Raw genomic sequence first — 16,696 nt, 5'->3', positions numbered from 1 at the left:
TCATTTAGGGGGCACCTTGCGGGCGGTGGTCGCGGTCAGTTCGAGGAAGGTCCGTTCGAGGCCGCCGCCCCGGCCGAGTTCGGCGGCCGTGCCCCGGGCGAGCACGCGGCCCCGGCCGATCACGACGATGTGGTCCGCCACCTGCTCCACCTCGTGCAGCAGGTGTGAGCTGAGCAGCACCGCGCACCGGGCGCCGGCGAGGTCGCGCAGCAGGCGGCGCATCCAGTGGATGCCCTGCGGATCGAGACCGTTGACGGGCTCGTCCAGGACGAACGCCTCCGGACGGCCGAGGAGCGCGTGCGCGATCCCGAGCCGCTGCCGCATCCCGAGTGAGTAGCCGCCGACCCTGCGCCTGCTCTCCTGCTCCGTCAGCCCCACCAGGCCGAGCACCTCGCCGACCCGTGCGCGCGGCAGACCGAGGGTGAGCGCGCCGAGCGTCAGCACCTCCCGGCCGGTGCGGCCCGGGTGCCGGGCCCCGGCGTCGAGCAGCGTGCCGACCCGCAGCCCCGGACAGGCCATCTCGGCGTACGGGCGGCCCAAGACGGTCGCCGTGCCCGAGGAGGGGCGGGCGAGCCCGACCAGGATGCGCAGGGCCGTCGACTTCCCGGCGCCGTTGGGGCCGAGGAAGCCGGTGACGCTCCCGGGCTCGACGGTGAAGGACACGTCGTCAAGCGCCTTCACCGTGCCGTAGTCCTTGCTGACGTGCCTGAACTCGATCACGGTGCCAGTTCATCGCGGGCCGGTAGGCCGCCGCATCAGACCGGAGGCCGCCGGCGCCGGACTTTGGGTGGCACTTCCACCTCGGCGATCGATACCTTCGGCTGCCCACAGGTGGACCCAGGTCGCTAAGAGCAGGTCAGCGCGGTCTCTAGGCTGTGGGGCTGTGCGTGTCCGACCGGAGTACCAGCCGCCCCTGGACAGGCGGGGCGTCGCGCTGCGCTACCTGTGCGCCGCGGTGCCCATGCTGTTCCACGGGGTGGTGCTGGCCTGGCTCGTCGCGCAGGACGGGAGCCGCCTCGCCCAGGCGCTGATCGACGTGGGGCTGGGCGTCCTCGGTCTGGTCCTGATGGGGTGGCGGCGCCGGTGGCCGTGGCAGATCGCGGTGGCGACCGTCCTGCTGACCGCCGTCTCCGCCACGGCGACCGGTCCCGCGCTGGTCGCGTACGTGTCGCTGGTGACCCATCGCCGGTGGAGCCGGACGATCCCCGTCGCGGTCGTGTCGGTGCTGTGCCTGCTGGCCGGCGCCGTCCAGGACGGGGTCACCCAGGCCACGTACGTCTCCACGGTGTCGGGGGTGACGATCCTCGGCGCGCTCACGATCTTCGGTCTCTACCTGCGCGGACGCCGCGACCTGGAGCTTTCGCTGCGGGAGCGGGCGCTGGCCGCCGAGCGCGAGCAGCGGCAGCGGATCGAGCGGGCGCGGCTGGCGGAGCGCGTCAAGATCGCGCAGGAGATGCACGACGTGCTCGCGCACCGGATCTCCCTGCTGGCGATGCTGGCCGGGGGACTGGCGTACCGGACGGACCTCACTCCCGAGCAGACGCGCGAGGCCGCGCTGGCCATCCAGGAGAACGCGCACCAGTCGCTCAACGAGTTGCGCACGGTGCTGGGCACGCTCCGCGACGACGGCGCGCTGGAGGCGCCGCAGCCGGGCCTGGATCACCTGGACGCGCTGTTCGGCGAGGTCCGCGCCGCCGGTCAGCGGGTGGAGGTGGACGACAGCGTCGACGGCCGGGACCGGCTTCCCGCGCCGACGGGCCGGCACGCGTACCGGATCGTGCAGGAGGCCCTCACCAACGCGCGCAAGCACGCGCCGGGCAGCCTGGTCACCGCGGAACTCGGCGGCCGGCCGGGGGAGGGCCTGCGGATCCGGGTGACGAACCCGGCAGGGCCCGGCTCGTCCCCCGGGCCCGGCGGCAGGCTGGGTCTGGTGGGTTTGGCGGAACGGACCCGGATGGCCGGCGGAACCCTCAGCCACACGATTCGGGATGGCTGTTTCATCCTCGATGTCCGATTGCCATGGGAGACTGCGGATCGTGACCCGACTGGTGCTGGTGGATGACGACCCGATGGTGCGGACCGGCCTGCGCCTCATCCTCGGCGGGGAACCCGACCTGGACATCGTCGGCGAGGCGGAGGACGGGCGGCGGGCCATGGAGGTGATCCGCGACCTGCGCCCCGATCTTGTGCTGCTGGACATCCGGATGCCCGGCCAGGACGGGCTGACCACCACCGAGATGCTGCGCGCCTGGCCGGAGCCGCCGCGGATCCTCGTGCTCACCACGTTCGACGCCGACGAGATGGTGCTGCGGGCGCTGCGGCTCGGCGCGGACGGTTTCCTGCTGAAGGACACCCCGCCACCCCGGATGATCGAGGCGGTCCGCGCCGTCGCGAAGGGCGAGCCCGCGCTGTCCCCGAGCGTCGCCAGGCAGGTGATCGCCGCGGCCACCGCCGGACGGGAACCGGCCCGTCCGCAGGCGAGCACGGAACTCGGCAGGCTCACCGAGCGGGAACTGGAGGTCGCGATAGAGATCGCGCGGGGCGGCTCCAACACCGAGATCGCCGAGCGCCTCTACATGAGCGTCGCCACCGTGAAGGCGAACATCACCAGGATCTTCGCCAAGCTCGGCGCCGGCAACCGCGTGCAGGTCGCGATGAAGGTGCGTGACGCGGGCCTCCTGCCGGACACCTTCGCCGAATAGTCCCGGGCCGGACGGCCCGCGGACAGCATTTATCAGACACTCCCTGGGCTTAGCGCCGCGACACGACCGATGAAGGTGGCCATCTCCGTCCCCGGCAGCCGCGTGATCGCTATGACGGTCTGGACGAGCAGGGCCACCTCGAGCAGTGCGAGCCCGGTCAGCGGGACAAGACCCATGGGACGGTCACGGATGGCGGCGACGAGGCCGATCAAGGCGAACAGCAGCGCCGCGCCGATCGGCATGCCGGAAATCTGCTGATCACCACGCGCCGTACCGTCCGCGGCGGAGAGGAAACAATCCCGCATGCACCGGGACCTCAAGCTCTGCTGCCCGGGACCGGGGGCGACGACTGTGAGAGCGACAACGACATAGTCACGCTCTTAGTCCACAGGAGACAGACCATGGACATTCGCACCGCTTCCCGCGTCGCGGGCGCAGTCTCACTGATCGTCGGATCATTGGCCCTCGCCATCCCGATCGAGATCACCGACGACGACGCCCCGATCGCGGCTCAGCTCCAGGACTACGCGAACCACTCCGCTCTCGCGATGCTGTCGAACATCGTCCTCCTTCCCGTGATCTTGATGGTCCCCGCGGTGATCTATGCCGCCCGGTTGGTACGCCGGGGTGCGCCGAGCCTGGCCTTCGTCGGCGGTGGACTGTCGGCGCTCGGCTGGCTCGCCGGCTTCATGAGCATTGGCGCGGGACAGATCGCGCTCTATCAGGGCTCCAAGCTCGCCGACCAGACAGGCGCGGCGGCGTTGATCGACAAGATGAACGGCGATCCGGTTTACGGCGCTCTCATGGGCATCTTCGTCCTCGGACACGCGATCGGCATGATCGTGCTTGGCGTCGGGCTGTGGCGCTCACGTGCGGTCGCGCCCTGGGTCGCCGCGCTGTTCATCGCCTATCCGGTCGGGCACGTCGTCGGACACGCGATCAGCCCGGTCATCGACGCGATCTCCAGCGTGCTCCTGCTGGTCAGCGCCGTGGCCGTCGCAGCCAAGATCCTGCGCACTCCGAACGAGCAGTGGGACCTACCGGCGGGCGAAGGCGTCGCCGCAGCCGAGCCCGTCGCCGGTGTGGCGGCGTAGCCCCCGCGGTGGCGTGATGACCCCCGACGAAGCCACCTCCACCGAGGCGCACAACACCCGCGATCAGGCCGGCCTCGGCCTGATCACAGGTCGTGTCACCGCCTCGCCCAGCGGTACACGAACGCTCCAAGACACTTCCCGGCGACCCGCCCTTAGCGGACAATCGACGCTGATGGCTTCGAAGCTCAGACTCGTCGTCTCGGCCACGGTGACGCTGGCCGTGCTCTTCGCTGCGGTAGGCGTGGCATTGATCGGCACCGGTCACCTGAGCTGGCTGTCCATCCTGATTTCGGTAACCGCAGTGGTGTACCTGGCGGTCGCTTTCGTCGGCGCGGCGATACTGCGAACACAGCCGCACAGCCGGACCGGCTGGATCTTCCTCATCTCCGGCACGGCGGCGCCGATCGCGTCCGCGCTCAATGCCGCCGCCGATGTCGGGGCGCAGGTCGGCAGGATCGACGCCGCGTCGTGGATTTACCTGGCGCAGATTCCGTTTGCTCTTCTCAGCGTGCCCCTGATGGCGACCTTCGGGATCCTGCTCTTCCCCGACCGCCGCCTGGACACACGGCGCCGGCGTGTGCTCGGGCGAGTCTTCGCCGTCGAGCTTCTCGTGCTTCTGGTGTGGGCGCTGCTCTCGCTGGAATCGATTGACGTGCCAGGGCTCTACAACCCCATCGGGGTGCCGGGCGCCGACGCGCTGGTGATCAGCATCCTCCTCGTCGGACCGCTCAGCCTGCTGGCGTGTATCTCGCTGTGGCGCTTCGCCCGGCGCGACACCGGCCCGTACACACCTGCCCTGCGTACCGCCGCTCGGGTTTCCTTCGTCGTGCCCGTCTCCTACATCGCGTGTGTGATCGCGGGATTCACCTCCGGAGACACCGCGCCCATCGCAGTCCTGGAGAACTGCGCGGCGATCGCGCTTGGAGCCGCGGCGTGGATCGGCATCGCGAGGCACGGACTGTTCAACACCCGTGCGGTGCTCAATCGGGCACTGGTGTACGGGTTTCTGAGCTTGGCGCTCGTCGCGGTCTGCCTCATCGTGGTCGTTTCACTCGGCCTGTTCTTCGGCGGTCTCGTGCCGCAGGTCGTCGCCGCGGTGATGGCCGCCCTGGCAGTGTTGCCGCTGCGTGACCTGGTGCAACGCCGGATCAACCAGCTTGTTTACGGGTTTCGAGACGATCCGGCGGCCGCGTTCGCCCGACTCGGCGACCGGCTGGACGCGGCCGGGGTGCCCGAGGACATCCTCCCGGCCGCCGTTCGTACGGTTGCCGAGGCTCTTCGACTCCCGTACGTGGCGATCGAAGTGGGCGGCGAGGTGCTGTGCCGTCACGGGCGCGCGGTGCCCGGCGAGACGGAGGCACTGCCGCTGCCCTTCGCCGGCGAGACGATCGGGCATCTGATGTTGCAGACCCGCAGCGACGGCGACTTTTCGGCGGACGAACGACGGCTGCTGGCGGACTTGACGAAGCAGGTAGCCGTGGCGGCCCGAGCAGTAGTGCTGACCCAGGCGCTGCAGTCCTCGCGGCAGCGGCTGGTGACGACGCGTGAAGAGGAGAGGCGGCGGCTGCGCCGCGACCTGCATGACGGTCTCGGCCCCACGCTCGCCGGCATCGCGCTGGGCGTCGACACAGTACGCCGGGCGACGCCGCCGGACGGGTCCATCGCGGAACTGCTGGTGAGGCTTCGCGAAGCCACCGAGTCGGCGGTCGACGACATCCGGCGCCTCGTCTATGACTTGCGGCCTCCGATCCTCGACGAGCTGGGGGGTTATGTCCTCAAGGGCGCCGAACCCGAGACCATCCTGCGCTCGATCCTCGTCGTCTCGGCAGGTGAGGTGATCTTCGGTTCCGCGATCGCCTCGCGCCTGACCCAGCTCTTCGCGGTCGGCAGCGGCACCACCGTCACGCCCTTCCCCAACCTCACCAGCCGCGAACGCGACATCCTCGCGCTCATGGCCACAGGCGCGAACAACAGGACGATCGCGATGCGCATCCGAGTGACCGAGAAGACGGTGCGCAACAATGTGTCGAACATCTTCGCCAAACTGCACGTCGCTGACCGAGCGGCGGCCGTGGCGCGGGCGCGCGACGCCGGGCTGGGTTCGTCACCGCCGCAGCCCGGGTCTCCGGCTCTTCCGGGTTGAACGCGCGGCAAGTGCACGCGGTGCATCCCGCCCTCGTAGGTCGCGGCGTTGACGAAGGCGACGCCGCGATCGCGGGCCTCGTCGAGCAGCGGCTCGGCCTCGCGAACAGCAGCGGCACGTGGCCGACCTGCGCGGGAGAGTCCTCCCTGCGAGAAAGGGGCGTCATCCTGGGCGTCCTCCCGTCGTACGCCGTCATCCCCGGGCGGGCGCCAGCCGTGCCACGGCCGCGGCGGCGAGCCGGTGGCCTTCGGCGAGGCGGGCCAGCACCGCGTCGGTCCCGGCGTCCGGCCGGGTCTCGTCAGGACGGGCGGATCGCCAGGCGTGCAGCCGCCTGGCCCCTTCCGCCCAGGTGACGACCGGCCGGAACGACGGGACGAACCGCCTGATCTTCGTGGTGTCGAACAGCGCGGTGTGCGCCAGGTCGCCGACGACGAGGTCGGACCAGAACCAGTCCGGCGCGATGACCGGCAGGAACTCCGAGGGCAGGTGGAGGAGCCGGGCCGTGGTCCCGGCCGTGCGCGCGACGACCTCGTAGATCTCGTTCCAGGGCAGCGCCTCGTCAGAGGTGATGTGGAAGTCCTCGCCGATCGCCTGCCAGTTGCCGATTAGGCCCACGAGGCCGACGGCGAAGTCGTCGGCGTGCGTCAGCGTCCACAGACTGGTGCCGTCGCCGGGCACCACGATCTCGTCGCCGCGCGCGACCCGGTCCCACGCCGTCCACTCGCCGGGCAGCGGGGGATGCGCGTCGTCGTACGTGTGCGACGGGCGGACGATCGTGACGGGGAAGCCACGCTCCTCGTACGCGCGCCGCAGGACGTCCTCGGCCGCGATCTTGCCCCGGGCGTACGCCAGGTAGGGGTTGCGCCGGGCGGTCGACTCCGTGAACGGCGCCCGCCGCACAGGCTTGTGGTAGACGGAGGCGCTGCCGATGTGGACGTACTGGCCAATCCGGCCGTCCAGCAGGTCCACCGTCGCGGCGGCGTCCTCGGCGCCGTAGTCGAGGAAGCCGACGACGCAGTCGTACGTCCGGCCGGCCAGGGCCCGGCGCAGCGCGTCGCCGTCCCGGACGTCGGCGGTCAGCGTCGTGACCCCGTCCGGGAGGGGGCGGCGGGTGGTGCGGCCCCGGTTGAGCACGTGGACGTCGAGCCCCCGGCGTACTGACTCGGCCACGCAGGCCGAGCTGATCGTTCCCGTACCGCCGATATAGAGGACCTTCACACGCACTCCGAATCGTAGGGCGACGGACGGGCCGTCCGGGGTGGCGGCCGTCTGGAAATTTTCGACACAAATGCGAAACTGTCGGTTTCGGCGGCAACCTAGAGCGCGTCGTCGTCCCACGTCAAGAACGTGCCGCCGCGAGGCGGGCGGCGCGCATGACGAGGTGGTCGCGCTCGGGGACGCTGGCCGTACGGCCCGCCGCCGCCCGGTAGGCGTCGATCGCGGCGGCGTGGTCGCCGGCCATCTCCAGCAGGTGGGCGCGGGTGGCGAGCAGGCGGTGATGTCCGGTCAGCGGGCCGTCCGCCAGCGTGCCGAGCAGGGCGAGGCCGGCGGCGGGCCCCCGGACCATGGCCAGGGCCACCGCCCGGTTGAGCGTGACCACCGGGTTGGGTGACAGACGCTCCAGCAGGCCGTACAGCGCGAGGATCTGCGGCCAGTCGGTCTCCTCGGCCGTCACCGCCTCGTCGTGGAGCGCGGCGATCGCCGCCTGGATCTGGTATGGCCCGGCCGCGCCTCCGGCCAGCGCGGCGGTCAGCAGCGCGACGCCCTCGGCGACCGCCGCGCCGTCCCACCGGCTCCGGTCCTGCTCGGCGAGCGGGACGGGCATGCCGTCGGCGTCGGTCCTGGCGTTCCGGCGGGCGTCGGTGAGCAGCACGAGCGCGAGCAGCCCGGCCACCTCGCCGTCGCCGGGCAGCAGCGCGTGCAGGGTCCTGGTCAGCCGGATGGCCTCGCGGGACAGCTCCACGCGCTGCAGACCGGGACCCCCGCTGCTGGCGTACCCCTCGCTGAAGATCAGGTAGAGCACGTGCAGCACGGAGGCGAGACTCGCCGCACGCTCCTCCGGCCCCGGAGCGCGGAAGGGCACACCCGACGACCGGATGCGCTGCTTGGCCCGGCTGATCCGCTGGGCCATCGTCGCCTCCGGCACCATGAACGCCCTCCCGATCTCGGCGGTGGTCAGCCCGCCGACGGCCCGGAGCGTGAGGGGGATCGCCGACGCGGGCGTCAGCGTGGGATGGCAGCTCAGGAACAGGGTGATCAGTGTGTCGTCCCCGTCCGCCTCGTGCACCCTGTCCACCGGAGGGCGGGTCCAGTAATCCGCGGGCATGCGCGCGGCCACCAGTTCCTCGCGCCGGCGGCGCGCCTGCTCACTGCGTATCTGCTCGATCATCCGCCGGTACGCGACCTGGATCAGCCAGCCCCTCGGGCTGGCCGGGACGCCCTCGGCCGGCCACTGCGCGAGGGCGTCGAGCATCGCCTCCTGAACCGCGTCCTCGGCCGCGTCGAAGTCACCGTACCTGCGGGTGAGCACGCCGACGACCTGCGGCGCCAGCGGGCGCAGCAGGTCGTCGAGCGAGGGTGGCGTGGTGCTCACAGCTCCTGCGGCGGGGCCGACATGACCTGGCGCACCTCGATCGGCATGCGAAGCGGCTCGCCGCCCAGGCCGGGCGCGGCCGAGATGTGCGCGGCCAGCTCGTACGCCCGATCCGGCCCCTCGCAGTCGACGATCCAGTAGCCGATCAGGAACTCCTTGGTCTCCGGGAACGGGCCGTCGCTGATGACCGGGACGCCGCCCTGGCCGGCCCGCACGATCCGCGTCTGGCCGGGCATCGCGAGCCCCTGGGCGTCCACCAGTTCGCCGGACTCGACGAGTTCGCGCTCCACGTCCTGCATGAACCGGATGTGCGCCGTGACGTCCTCCGGGGACCAGGTGTCCATCGAGGGGATGCCGCTCTGCGGGCCGAACTGCATCAGCAGCATGTACTTCATCGCGTGTTCCTCCTGTCCGCGCCCCCGGCGGGGGCTTCCACCCTCAGGTAGAAGCAGGGCCGCCGGTTCTCGACATCCTCGCGGAGAAGGCCTCAGAGATTCACCTCGGCGGTGCCCGTGCCCGGCTCGTCCAGGGAGAACACAGCCGTCCGCTCGGCTGCCGACACCTCGTACTCGCCGAGGAAGCCGGTGAAGCGCACCCGGCCGTCGTCGTCGGTGACCATCGTCGTGGGCGGCAGCCACCACTCGTCCTTGACGAGCGAGCGCAGCGCCTCGTACGACGGCTTGGGCGTGCCGTCGACCCGGACGAAGCCGCCCGGCGCGCCGAGCCAGCCGCCGTCCGACAGTCCCCAGTAGGTCATCGCCTCGACCGACGGGTGCGACAGCAGCGTCTTGTAGTGGCGCACGACCTCGTCGGCCTGGCGGGCCTCACCCTCGGGGGTCGTCGGCCACTCGGGGATCTGGTAGTCGTTCAGGTCGACGATCTCCTCCGGCATGATGTGGCCGGAGACGATCGTCGTCTCGGTGAAGTGGATGGGCAGGCCGTACCGCGCGAAGCGGTCGATGGTGGCGAGCGTCTTCGCCTCGCCCCAGTAGCCCTGGTGCATGTGGCTCTGCAGGCCGAGCACGTCGATCTGGACGCCCGCCTCCAGCACGCCCTCGATCAGGCACTCGTACGCCGCGGACATGTCGAAGTCGTTGAGCAGCAGCGTGGCGTGGGGGTTGGCCTCGCGGGCCGCGTCGAAGACCATCCGGACCATCGGGATGCGGCCCATCTCGCGGCAGATCCGGGTGATGCCGTTGTCGTACTTGTCGAAGATCGGCATGATCACGACCTCGTTGACAACGTCCCACATGTCGATCACGCCGGCGAACTCGGTCACCTCGCGCCGGATGCGGTCCGCCTGCGCCTTGGCGATCTCGGCGTTCGGCAGGTCCATCAGCCAGTCGGCCGTCTCCGTGTGCCAGGCCAGCGGGTGCCCCTTCACCACGCACCCCCGGTCGGCGAACCACCGCGCCGCGGTGAGTATCCGCTCGGTGTCCGGACGGCCGCGTTCGGGCTCGAACCATCTCCAGTAGAAGGGCAGCGTGGCGAAGTTGAACACGTCGAGCCACAGGTCGGCGACCTCCTGTGAACCGGTGGCGGCCGGCTGGTCCGGCGCGGGGGGCTCGCCGTTCGCCAGCGGGATGAAGTCGACGCCGATGCAGCCGAAGAGGAACTTGTGCCGCCGCTGCGCGACGACCACCTCCTGACCGGCCAGCGGCGCGCCCTGCGCCGTCACGGTCAGCGTGGCGTCCGCGGTGCGGTGCTTCCTGATCAGCGGGTCGAGGTCGGAGGAGGAGGGGTCGAAGCCGGAGGGGTCGAAGGCGGAGCGCGACGACATGGGCGGCCTCCAGGGAGTGCGCGGGGCGGAGGACCCTCTCCGAGAGCCTCCACGCTCCGGCCGGAGGGGTCTCATGATCTACAGCACAGTATCGCTTGTCTCCGGAAAGGCCCAGGCTGCCTGAAAGGTGCAGGCATCGGCCGGAACGCACAGCGGGCTATCGCCAGAAAGTCCATGCGCTGTCACCATGAGCGCATGAGAGTCCCGGCAGGGTGGCGGCGCGCCGCCCTTCCCTCCGCGGGGCTGGCCGCCGTCGGCGGCCTCGGCTACGGCCTGACGAAACTCTCCGACTCCACCGCCGCGGCCAACTGGGCCCAGCTCGCGAGCGTGGCTCTCGCCGTGTTCGCCCTGGTCCCGCCCTTGATCAGCAGCTGGAGGCAGCGGCAGCCGGGCGGGACGAGCACGGTCGAGCAGATCGACCGCGCCGAGCGGACGCTGCGGGTGCTGGTGCGGGAGCAGTGGCGCGAGGAGATCGTCATGCGCGAGCTCGACCGGCCCGTCCGGCTGCCCGTCCGCTGGAAGATCTCCGGCCTCGACGTGATGGACCATGACGAGCGGATCGACGGGGAGCGACTGCTGCGCTCCTGGTTCGGCCTCGGCAAGGTGCGGTTCGACGGGCGCACCGACCGGATGCCCGAGATGGCCGGACGGTTCCGCAAGCTCGCGCGGCGCCGGCTGGTGATCATCGGTGCGGTCGGCATGGGCAAGACCACGCTGGCCGTCCTGCTGCTCAGCGAACTGCTGAAGGAGCACCGGGAGGGCGACCCGGTGCCCGTGCTGCTGTCGATGTCCGGGTGGGACCCGTCGGCCGAGCCCGTCCACCGCTGGCTGGCCAGGCGGTTGCGGGAGAACTACCCGGCGCTGCGCGCGTCCGGATTCGGCCCCGACGCGGCGCGCGGCCTCGTGACGTACCGGCGGATCCTGCCCGTCCTCGACGGCCTCGACGAACTGCCGCGCCCGGTGCGGTCCAAGGTGATCGACGCCCTGAACGACGCGGCGGCCGTCGAGGCGCTCATCCTCACCTGCCGTACGTCGGAGTACCTGGCCGCCGTGGGCGCGGGCGGCGGCGCGCCGCTGGCCGGCGCGGCCGTCATCGAGCCCAGGGCGGTGAAGAGCGCGGATGTCATCTCCTACCTCCTCGACCGGCTCGCGCCCGGCCAGCGGGCCGACTGGACCGAGTTGCTGGCCACGCTGAAGGGCGAGCCGGACGGCCCGCTGGCCGAGGCCCTCTCCACGCCGCTGGTCGTGTGGCTGCTGTACAAGGTCTACATCGAGACCCGCGCCAACCCGGCGCCGCTGTGCGACCCCGGACGCTTCGACACGGCGGACGCCGTCACCGAGCATCTGCTCGACAACCTCGTCCAGGCGACGTTCTCGGCCGCCCCGCCGGACGACGACCCCGACGAGCGGCACGAACACGACCATCCGTTCCGCCCGCAGCGGTCATGGGACCCGGAGGAGGCCCGCGGCCGGCTGGCCTTCGTCGCGCACCACATGTCCGAGACCGGCAGCAGGGACTTCCGCTGGTGGCACCTCCACCGGTCGGTGCCGCGGCGTACGAGCATCCTGATCGGCGGCGTGTCCGTCGGCCTGACGGTCGGGACGACCGTGGGACTGGTCAGCGACGCCGTCGTCGCGCTGCGCAGCCCGCACGCGGGCAGCCTGCGCGACGCCCTGCTGTTCGGCCTCGCCGGTGGGCCGGTGGGCGGCCTCGTGGGCGGGCTCACCGGCGGGATCATCCTGGAACGCCTCAAGGGCTACTCGCTGGAGCCGGCGTACGCGAACCTGCGCTGGCGGGGCGACGTCACCGGTCTCGCTGGGCAGGTGGCGCTCGGGCTGGTGACGGTGCTCCCGGTCGGCATGGTCGCGGCGTTCGCCCTGTGGCGGGTCGCGGGGATGTCCTCCGAGGTCGGCGGCCTGGTGCTCTACGGGCTCGTCGTGGGAGTCATCGGCGGCGTCACCCTTGGGCTGAACAAGTGGGTGACGACCCCCCTGACGAACGACCGGCCGCAGGGACCGGTGACCACGCTCCGGCGGGATCTCCGGCTCGTGTACGGCCGGTCCCTCACGTTCGGCACCGCGCTCGGCCTCGCCTTCGGCGTCGCCGGCACACTGGTGGACGGGTTCTCCGGGCTGCTGCGCGGCGCCGAGGCCGGGATCGCCTTCGGCCTCGCCGGTGGTGTCGTGTTCACCCTGACCTTCGGGTTCACCGGCGCCAGCTCGACCTACCTCGTGGCCGTCGCCATGCTCCGGGCCCGGCGCCGTGCCCCGCTCCGGCTGATGACCCTCCTGGAGGACGCCCATCGGGTCGGGCTGCTCCGCCAGGTGGGGCCGGTGTACCGGTTCCGGCATGAAAGGCTCCAGGACCGCCTCGCCCACCTGCACCGTCACCCCGGCGAGAACCGCCGACCCCACCGCTCAGCGGGTAATACAGGGCTCAGCGGGTGAAACGGGCGCTGGGCTCGCCGCGCAGCCGTCCCTCGGGCAGCCTGCGGCCGGACAGCACCAGGACCAGGTCCTGCGCCGCGCCGGTGAGCGGGGTGCCCGACCCGAACGACCAGTCCACGTCGTCGGCCCGCAGCTCGATCCCGTCGAGATCGACGCCGAAGTAACGGCGGGCTCTCGGCGACAGCGCGCCGTCGAGCAGCACGCGCAGCCGTTCGCCGGGAATCGGCCGGTCGATCCCGAGGGCCACGGTGATGTCCATCCCGTGGATCACGTCGTGCGACAGCGCCCCCTCGAAGCCGCCGCCCGGGGGCCGCCACGGGTGCTCCGCGTTGTCCCGCAGGCACGCGGTCAGCTGCTCCGCGGTCAGCGAGGCGGTGTCGCGGCGGGCGAGCCGGTCGGCCAGCCGGTCGAAGTTCCCCCGGGCCACGACCAGCCCGGCCAGCACGCGGGGCCCCGAGTGGCGGTAGGGCAGGGTCAGATGCGCCACGACCTCCCGCACCCGCCAGCCCGCGCACAGCGACGGCGCGTCCCACGCCCGCGGCGGCAGCCCGCTCAGCAGGTCCGCCAGCTCGCGGCGCTCGGCCGCGATCAGCCGCCGTATGTCCGTTCCCATCTGTCCGCCGTCCTTCCGGTCGCATGCCTGTACGTCCTACCGACGAACGGGCGCGGCCCGGACGGACACCTACTCCAGGGCCGCGAGACGGCGGGCGAGATGACGGCGTTCCGCGCCGGTCGCCGCCAGACCCATCGCCTCCCGGTAGGCGTCGCCCGCCTCGGCCGTACGGCCCAGGCGGCGCAGGAGGTCGGCCCGGGCGGCGGGCAGCAGGTGGTAGCCAGCCAGCGCGCCCGACTCCCGCAACGCGTCGAGCAACGCCAGACCGGCGGCGGGACCGGCCGACATCCCCACCGCCACCGCCCGGTTGAGCTCGACCACGGGAGACGGGACCAGCCCCGCGAGCCGCGCGTACAGGATGGCGATCTGGGCCCAGTCGGTGTCCTCCGGGCGGGCGGCGGTGGCGTGACAGGCGGCGATGGCCGCCTGAACCTGGTAGGGGCCGGGACGGCCCCGCAGCAGCGCGCCGTCCAGGAGGGCGACGCCCTCGGCGATCCGCGCGGCGTCCCATCGGGTGCGGTCCTGCTCCTCCAAGACCACCAGGTCGCCGGCCTCGTCCTGGCGGGCGGCGCGGCGGGAGTCGTGCAGCAGCATGAGCGCGAGCAGGCCCGCCGCCTCGGGCTCGTCCGGCATCAGCCGCACCAGCACCCGGCCCAGCCGGATCGCCTCGGCGGCGAGGCCGGGCCGCATCGGCCCGGCGCCGGACGTCGCCGAGTAGCCCTCGTTGAACAGCAGGTACAGCACGGCGAGCACGGCCGGGAGGCGCTCGGGCAGCAGATGCGCCGGCGGCACCCGGTAGGGGATCGCCGCGTGCCGGATCTTCTGCTTGGCCCGGGCCAGGCGCTTGGCCATCGCCTGCTCCCCGACCAGGAACGCGCGGGCGATCTCGGCGGTGGTGAGCCCGGCGAGGGTCCGCAGGGTCAGCGTCACCCGGGCCTCCGGTGCGAGCGCCGGGTGGCAGCAGGTGAAGATCAGCCGCAGCCGGTCGTCGGGCACGTCCGGCTCGTCGCCGGGCTCCGGTGCGTACGGCACGCCGTCCTCCCGCATCGCGTCCGCGACCTCCCGCAGCTTGACGGCGCCGGCCGCCTCGCGGCGCAGCCGGTCCACGGCCCGGTTGCGCGCGGCGGTGGTCAGCCACGCCCCGGGCCGGCGCGGCACGCCGTCGCGCCGCCAGGCGCGCAGGGCCAGGGCGAACGCGTCCTGCGCGCACTCCTCGGCCAGGTCCCAGTCGCCGGTCCAGCGGATGAGCGTCGCCACGAGCTGTCCCCACTCCTCCCGGAACGCCTCGGCGACGGCGGCCTCGACCGGGGGCGCCGGGGTCCCGGGCGTCGCGACGTCGGGCGATGCGACGTCGGGCGTTGTGGCTCGGGATGGTGTGGCGTCGGGCGGTGTGGGTCCGGGTCTCATCGCGGGAGCACGCCTCACGGCGACACGAGCGGGCGGATCTCGATCGTCCCGTACGCCGCGGCGGGGTGGGCGGCGGCGATCTCGATCGCCTCGTCGAGGTCGGCGCACTCGATCAGGCAGAACCCGCCGATCTGCTCCTTGGTCTCGGCGAACGGGCCGTCCGACAGCAGCACCTCGCCGCCACGCACCCGCAGCGTGGTGGCGTCGTCCGGCGGGCGCAGCCCGGCCCCTCCCTTGAGCACGCCACGCTCCAGCATCGTCTCCGACCACCCGCCGCAGCCGTCGTCCGCGTGTTCCGCCGCCGACTCGTCGCCGCAGATCAGCAGCACGTACTTCATCGGTCCTCCTCTTCCGAGTCTCCCATCCTGTCCGTACGACGAACGGGACGGCCCGGAACGGACACGGCCGTTCTACCAGGAGATCGATTATCACGCGGGACCCGAGTGGCGGCGCTACTTCAACGAGCTCGAGCTGACCTTCATCGCCGGGCCGCACTCGATGGACGTGATCCTGGAGGCCGACAAGAGGGGCGGCTTCCTCACCTCCGGTCACGACGTCTACAACCGGTTCCAGGTGGGTACGGCGACCACCCCGGTGCGGTGGAGCAGTCGCCGCGCGACGGCACGGCCTCGATGGCCCGCCACCGCGGCCGGTTCTGACCCTCCGGCGGGTCAGCCGGGGTGGCCCGCCGGGTGGTGGTCGTGGCGGCGATCCTGCCGGTCCTCGTGCCGGTGGATCCGGCGGTGATCGCGGCGCTGATCCTGGCGCTGATCTTGGCGGTGGCCGTCGAGGACGGCGTGGTGGTCCACACCGTCATCCGGCAGCGGGTCGGGGTGCACGATCGCGGCGGTCAGGCGGGGCACGGTGTGGATAAGGTTGTGCTCGGCCTCGACCGCGACCCGGTGGGCCTCCACCACGGTCGACCCCGCGTCGACGATCACCTCGCACTCGGCCCTCAGCCGGTGCCCGATCCAGCGCAGCCGCACCTGGCCGACGTCCAGCACGCCCGGCGTGCGGCGGAGGGTCGCCTCGGCGAGGTCCACGAGGGCGGGGTCGACGGCGTCCATCAGCCGCCGGTAGACCTCCCGCGCGGCCTGCCGCAGCACCATCAGGATCGCGACCGTGATCAGCAGGCCCACGGCGGGGTCGGCCCAGGTCCACCCCAGCGCGGCCCCGCCCGCCCCGGCCAGCACGGCCAGTGAGGTGAAACCGTCGGTGCGGGCGTGCAGGCCGTCGGCGACGAGCGCGGCCGAGCCGATCTCCCGGCCGACCCGGATGCGGTGCCGGGCGACCAGTTCGTTGCCGGCGAAGCCGACCAGGGCCGCCGCCGCGACGGCCCCGAGATGGGTGACCTCCCGCGGCTCCAGGAGCCGTACGATCGCGGCGTACGCGGCGGCGGCCGAGGAGGCGGCGATCGTCAGGACGATGACCACGCCGGCGAGGTCCTCGGCCCGTCCGTAGCCGTACGTGTAGCGGCGGGTCGGCGGTCGGCGGCCGAGCAGGAACGCGATCCCGAGCGGCACGGCGGTCAGGGCGTCGGCCGCGTTGTGCAGCGTGTCGCCGAGCAGCGCCACCGACCCCGACAGCGCCACGACCACCGCCTGCACCAGAGTCGTCGCGCCGAGACCGGCCAGCGACACCCACAGCGCGCGCATGCCCCGGGCGGAGGACTCCATCGCCGGGTCGATCTTGTCGGCGGCCTCGTGCGAGTGCGGCCGCAGCAGGTGCGCGACCCGCTCCCACAACCCGCCCCCACGGTGCCCGTGTCCGCTGCCGTGCCCGTGTCCGTGCCCGCTGCCGTGTCCGTGCCCGTGTCCGTGTCCGTGCCCGTGCCCGTGTCCGTGCCCACTGCCGTGTCCGTGACCGTGCTCAGGACCGGCCTGTTCCTGGCTCATTGCACAACCATGCCTCGGAAA

General features: G+C 72.2%; 16 protein-coding genes. 6 read left to right on the top strand and 10 right to left on the bottom strand.

What is annotated here, in order from left to right; genetic code table 11:
* Positions 1–720 (bottom strand): ATP-binding cassette domain-containing protein, encoded by a 720-nt coding sequence (locus tag OG344_RS31845; protein ID WP_405086260.1) that lies wholly within the window; start codon positions 718–720, stop codon positions 1–3.
* Between the two features lie 163 nt (positions 721–883).
* Between OG344_RS31845 and OG344_RS31840 the strand changes: the two genes are divergently transcribed.
* Together OG344_RS31840 and OG344_RS31835 are read left to right on the top strand one after the other, a co-directional pair.
* Positions 884–2,062: a histidine kinase gene (locus OG344_RS31840; RefSeq protein ID WP_327046909.1), complete on the top strand. Its 1,179-nt coding sequence runs from the start codon at positions 884–886 to the stop codon at positions 2,060–2,062.
* Positions 2,037–2,702: a response regulator gene (locus tag OG344_RS31835; protein WP_405086259.1), complete on the top strand. Its 666-nt coding sequence runs from the start codon at positions 2,037–2,039 to the stop codon at positions 2,700–2,702. The genes OG344_RS31840 and OG344_RS31835 overlap by 26 nt, the downstream gene beginning before the upstream one ends.
* Before the next feature lie 32 nt (positions 2,703–2,734).
* Here the strand turns inward: OG344_RS31835 and OG344_RS31830 are convergent, their stop codons facing one another.
* Entirely contained in the window at positions 2,735–2,944 is a 210-nt protein-coding gene (locus OG344_RS31830; RefSeq protein WP_405086258.1) for a hypothetical protein, read from the bottom strand.
* Between the two features lie 159 nt (positions 2,945–3,103).
* On the opposite strand from OG344_RS31830, the gene OG344_RS31825 reads away from it, so the two are divergent.
* Positions 3,104–3,796, top strand: a complete 693-nt coding sequence (locus OG344_RS31825) for a hypothetical protein (RefSeq protein WP_405086257.1) — start codon at positions 3,104–3,106, stop codon at positions 3,794–3,796.
* A gap of 16 nt (positions 3,797–3,812) precedes the next feature.
* Positions 3,813–5,939, top strand: coding sequence for a histidine kinase (locus tag OG344_RS31820; RefSeq protein ID WP_405086256.1), 2,127 nt, complete (start codon positions 3,813–3,815; stop codon positions 5,937–5,939).
* Positions 5,940–6,131: 192 nt separating this feature from the next.
* Here OG344_RS31820 and OG344_RS31815 read toward each other — a convergent pair whose 3' ends face one another.
* From OG344_RS31815 to OG344_RS31800, 4 genes are all read right to left on the bottom strand, one after another.
* On the bottom strand, positions 6,132–7,157 hold the full coding sequence (locus tag OG344_RS31815) for an NAD-dependent epimerase/dehydratase family protein (RefSeq protein ID WP_405086255.1): 1,026 nt from the start codon (positions 7,155–7,157) through the stop codon (positions 6,132–6,134).
* 121 nt (positions 7,158–7,278) lie between these two features.
* Positions 7,279–8,532 carry an RNA polymerase sigma factor gene (locus tag OG344_RS31810; RefSeq protein WP_405086254.1) on the bottom strand — a complete coding sequence of 418 codons (1,254 nt, stop codon included), beginning with the start codon at positions 8,530–8,532 and terminating at the stop codon, positions 7,279–7,281.
* Complete coding sequence (locus OG344_RS31805) at positions 8,529–8,927, bottom strand: YciI family protein (RefSeq protein ID WP_405086253.1); 399 nt, start codon at positions 8,925–8,927, stop codon at positions 8,529–8,531. The genes OG344_RS31810 and OG344_RS31805 overlap by 4 nt, the downstream gene beginning before the upstream one ends.
* A 92-nt stretch (positions 8,928–9,019) precedes the next feature.
* Complete coding sequence (locus tag OG344_RS31800; RefSeq protein ID WP_405086252.1) at positions 9,020–10,312, bottom strand: endo-1,4-beta-xylanase; 1,293 nt, start codon at positions 10,310–10,312, stop codon at positions 9,020–9,022.
* Between the two features lie 195 nt (positions 10,313–10,507).
* Here OG344_RS31800 and OG344_RS31795 point away from each other — a divergent pair, with 195 nt between their 5' ends.
* The gene (locus OG344_RS31795) at positions 10,508–12,760 is read left to right on the top strand and encodes a hypothetical protein (protein WP_405086251.1); all 2,253 of its coding nucleotides are present in this window, start codon (positions 10,508–10,510) and stop codon (positions 12,758–12,760) included.
* On the opposite strand, the gene OG344_RS31790 is transcribed toward OG344_RS31795, so the two are convergent.
* The 3 genes from OG344_RS31790 to OG344_RS31780 form a co-directional block, all read right to left on the bottom strand.
* On the bottom strand, positions 12,750–13,373 hold the full coding sequence (locus OG344_RS31790) for a maleylpyruvate isomerase family mycothiol-dependent enzyme (RefSeq protein WP_405086250.1): 624 nt from the start codon (positions 13,371–13,373) through the stop codon (positions 12,750–12,752). The genes OG344_RS31795 and OG344_RS31790 overlap by 11 nt on opposite strands.
* Positions 13,374–13,442: 69 nt before the next feature.
* Positions 13,443–14,780, bottom strand: a complete 1,338-nt coding sequence (locus OG344_RS31785; protein ID WP_405086249.1) for an RNA polymerase sigma factor — start codon at positions 14,778–14,780, stop codon at positions 13,443–13,445.
* Positions 14,781–14,794: 14 nt separating this feature from the next.
* Positions 14,795–15,118, bottom strand: a complete 324-nt coding sequence (locus OG344_RS31780) for a YciI family protein (protein ID WP_204285203.1) — start codon at positions 15,116–15,118, stop codon at positions 14,795–14,797.
* Between OG344_RS31780 and OG344_RS31775 the strand changes: the two genes are divergently transcribed.
* A complete protein-coding gene (locus OG344_RS31775) occupies positions 15,015–15,527 on the top strand; it encodes a sporulation protein (RefSeq protein WP_405086248.1) in 513 nt (170 codons plus the stop codon). The two genes, OG344_RS31780 and OG344_RS31775, sit on opposite strands and share 104 nt — an antisense overlap.
* On the opposite strand, the gene OG344_RS31770 is transcribed toward OG344_RS31775, so the two are convergent.
* Complete coding sequence (locus OG344_RS31770) at positions 15,452–16,675, bottom strand: cation diffusion facilitator family transporter (RefSeq protein ID WP_405086247.1); 1,224 nt, start codon at positions 16,673–16,675, stop codon at positions 15,452–15,454. The two genes, OG344_RS31775 and OG344_RS31770, sit on opposite strands and share 76 nt — an antisense overlap.
* Positions 16,676–16,696: the final 21 nt, after the last annotated feature.

The sequence above is a fragment of the Microbispora sp. NBC_01389 genome (assembly GCF_045040095.1).
Taxonomy (GTDB): domain Bacteria; phylum Actinomycetota; class Actinomycetes; order Streptosporangiales; family Streptosporangiaceae; genus Microbispora.
Note: the sequence above shows the minus strand (reverse complement) of the source record. Positions and strands in the feature narration are given on the sequence as shown.

Coding starts and splice junctions, on each gene's coding strand:
- OG344_RS31830 (WP_405086258.1), bottom strand. CDS start 2,944: ATGCCGATCGGCGCGGCGCTGCTGTTCGCCTTGATCGGCCTCGTCGCC.
- OG344_RS31825 (WP_405086257.1), top strand. CDS start 3,104: ATGGACATTCGCACCGCTTCCCGCGTCGCGGGCGCAGTCTCACTGATC.
- OG344_RS31820 (WP_405086256.1), top strand. CDS start 3,813: ATGACCCCCGACGAAGCCACCTCCACCGAGGCGCACAACACCCGCGAT.
- OG344_RS31805 (WP_405086253.1), bottom strand. CDS start 8,927: ATGAAGTACATGCTGCTGATGCAGTTCGGCCCGCAGAGCGGCATCCCC.
- OG344_RS31800 (WP_405086252.1), bottom strand. CDS start 10,312: ATGTCGTCGCGCTCCGCCTTCGACCCCTCCGGCTTCGACCCCTCCTCC.
- OG344_RS31795 (WP_405086251.1), top strand. CDS start 10,508: ATGAGAGTCCCGGCAGGGTGGCGGCGCGCCGCCCTTCCCTCCGCGGGG.
- OG344_RS31790 (WP_405086250.1), bottom strand. CDS start 13,373: ATGGGAACGGACATACGGCGGCTGATCGCGGCCGAGCGCCGCGAGCTG.
- OG344_RS31785 (WP_405086249.1), bottom strand. CDS start 14,780: ATGAGACCCGGACCCACACCGCCCGACGCCACACCATCCCGAGCCACA.
- OG344_RS31780 (WP_204285203.1), bottom strand. CDS start 15,118: ATGAAGTACGTGCTGCTGATCTGCGGCGACGAGTCGGCGGCGGAACAC.
- OG344_RS31770 (WP_405086247.1), bottom strand. CDS start 16,675: ATGAGCCAGGAACAGGCCGGTCCTGAGCACGGTCACGGACACGGCAGT.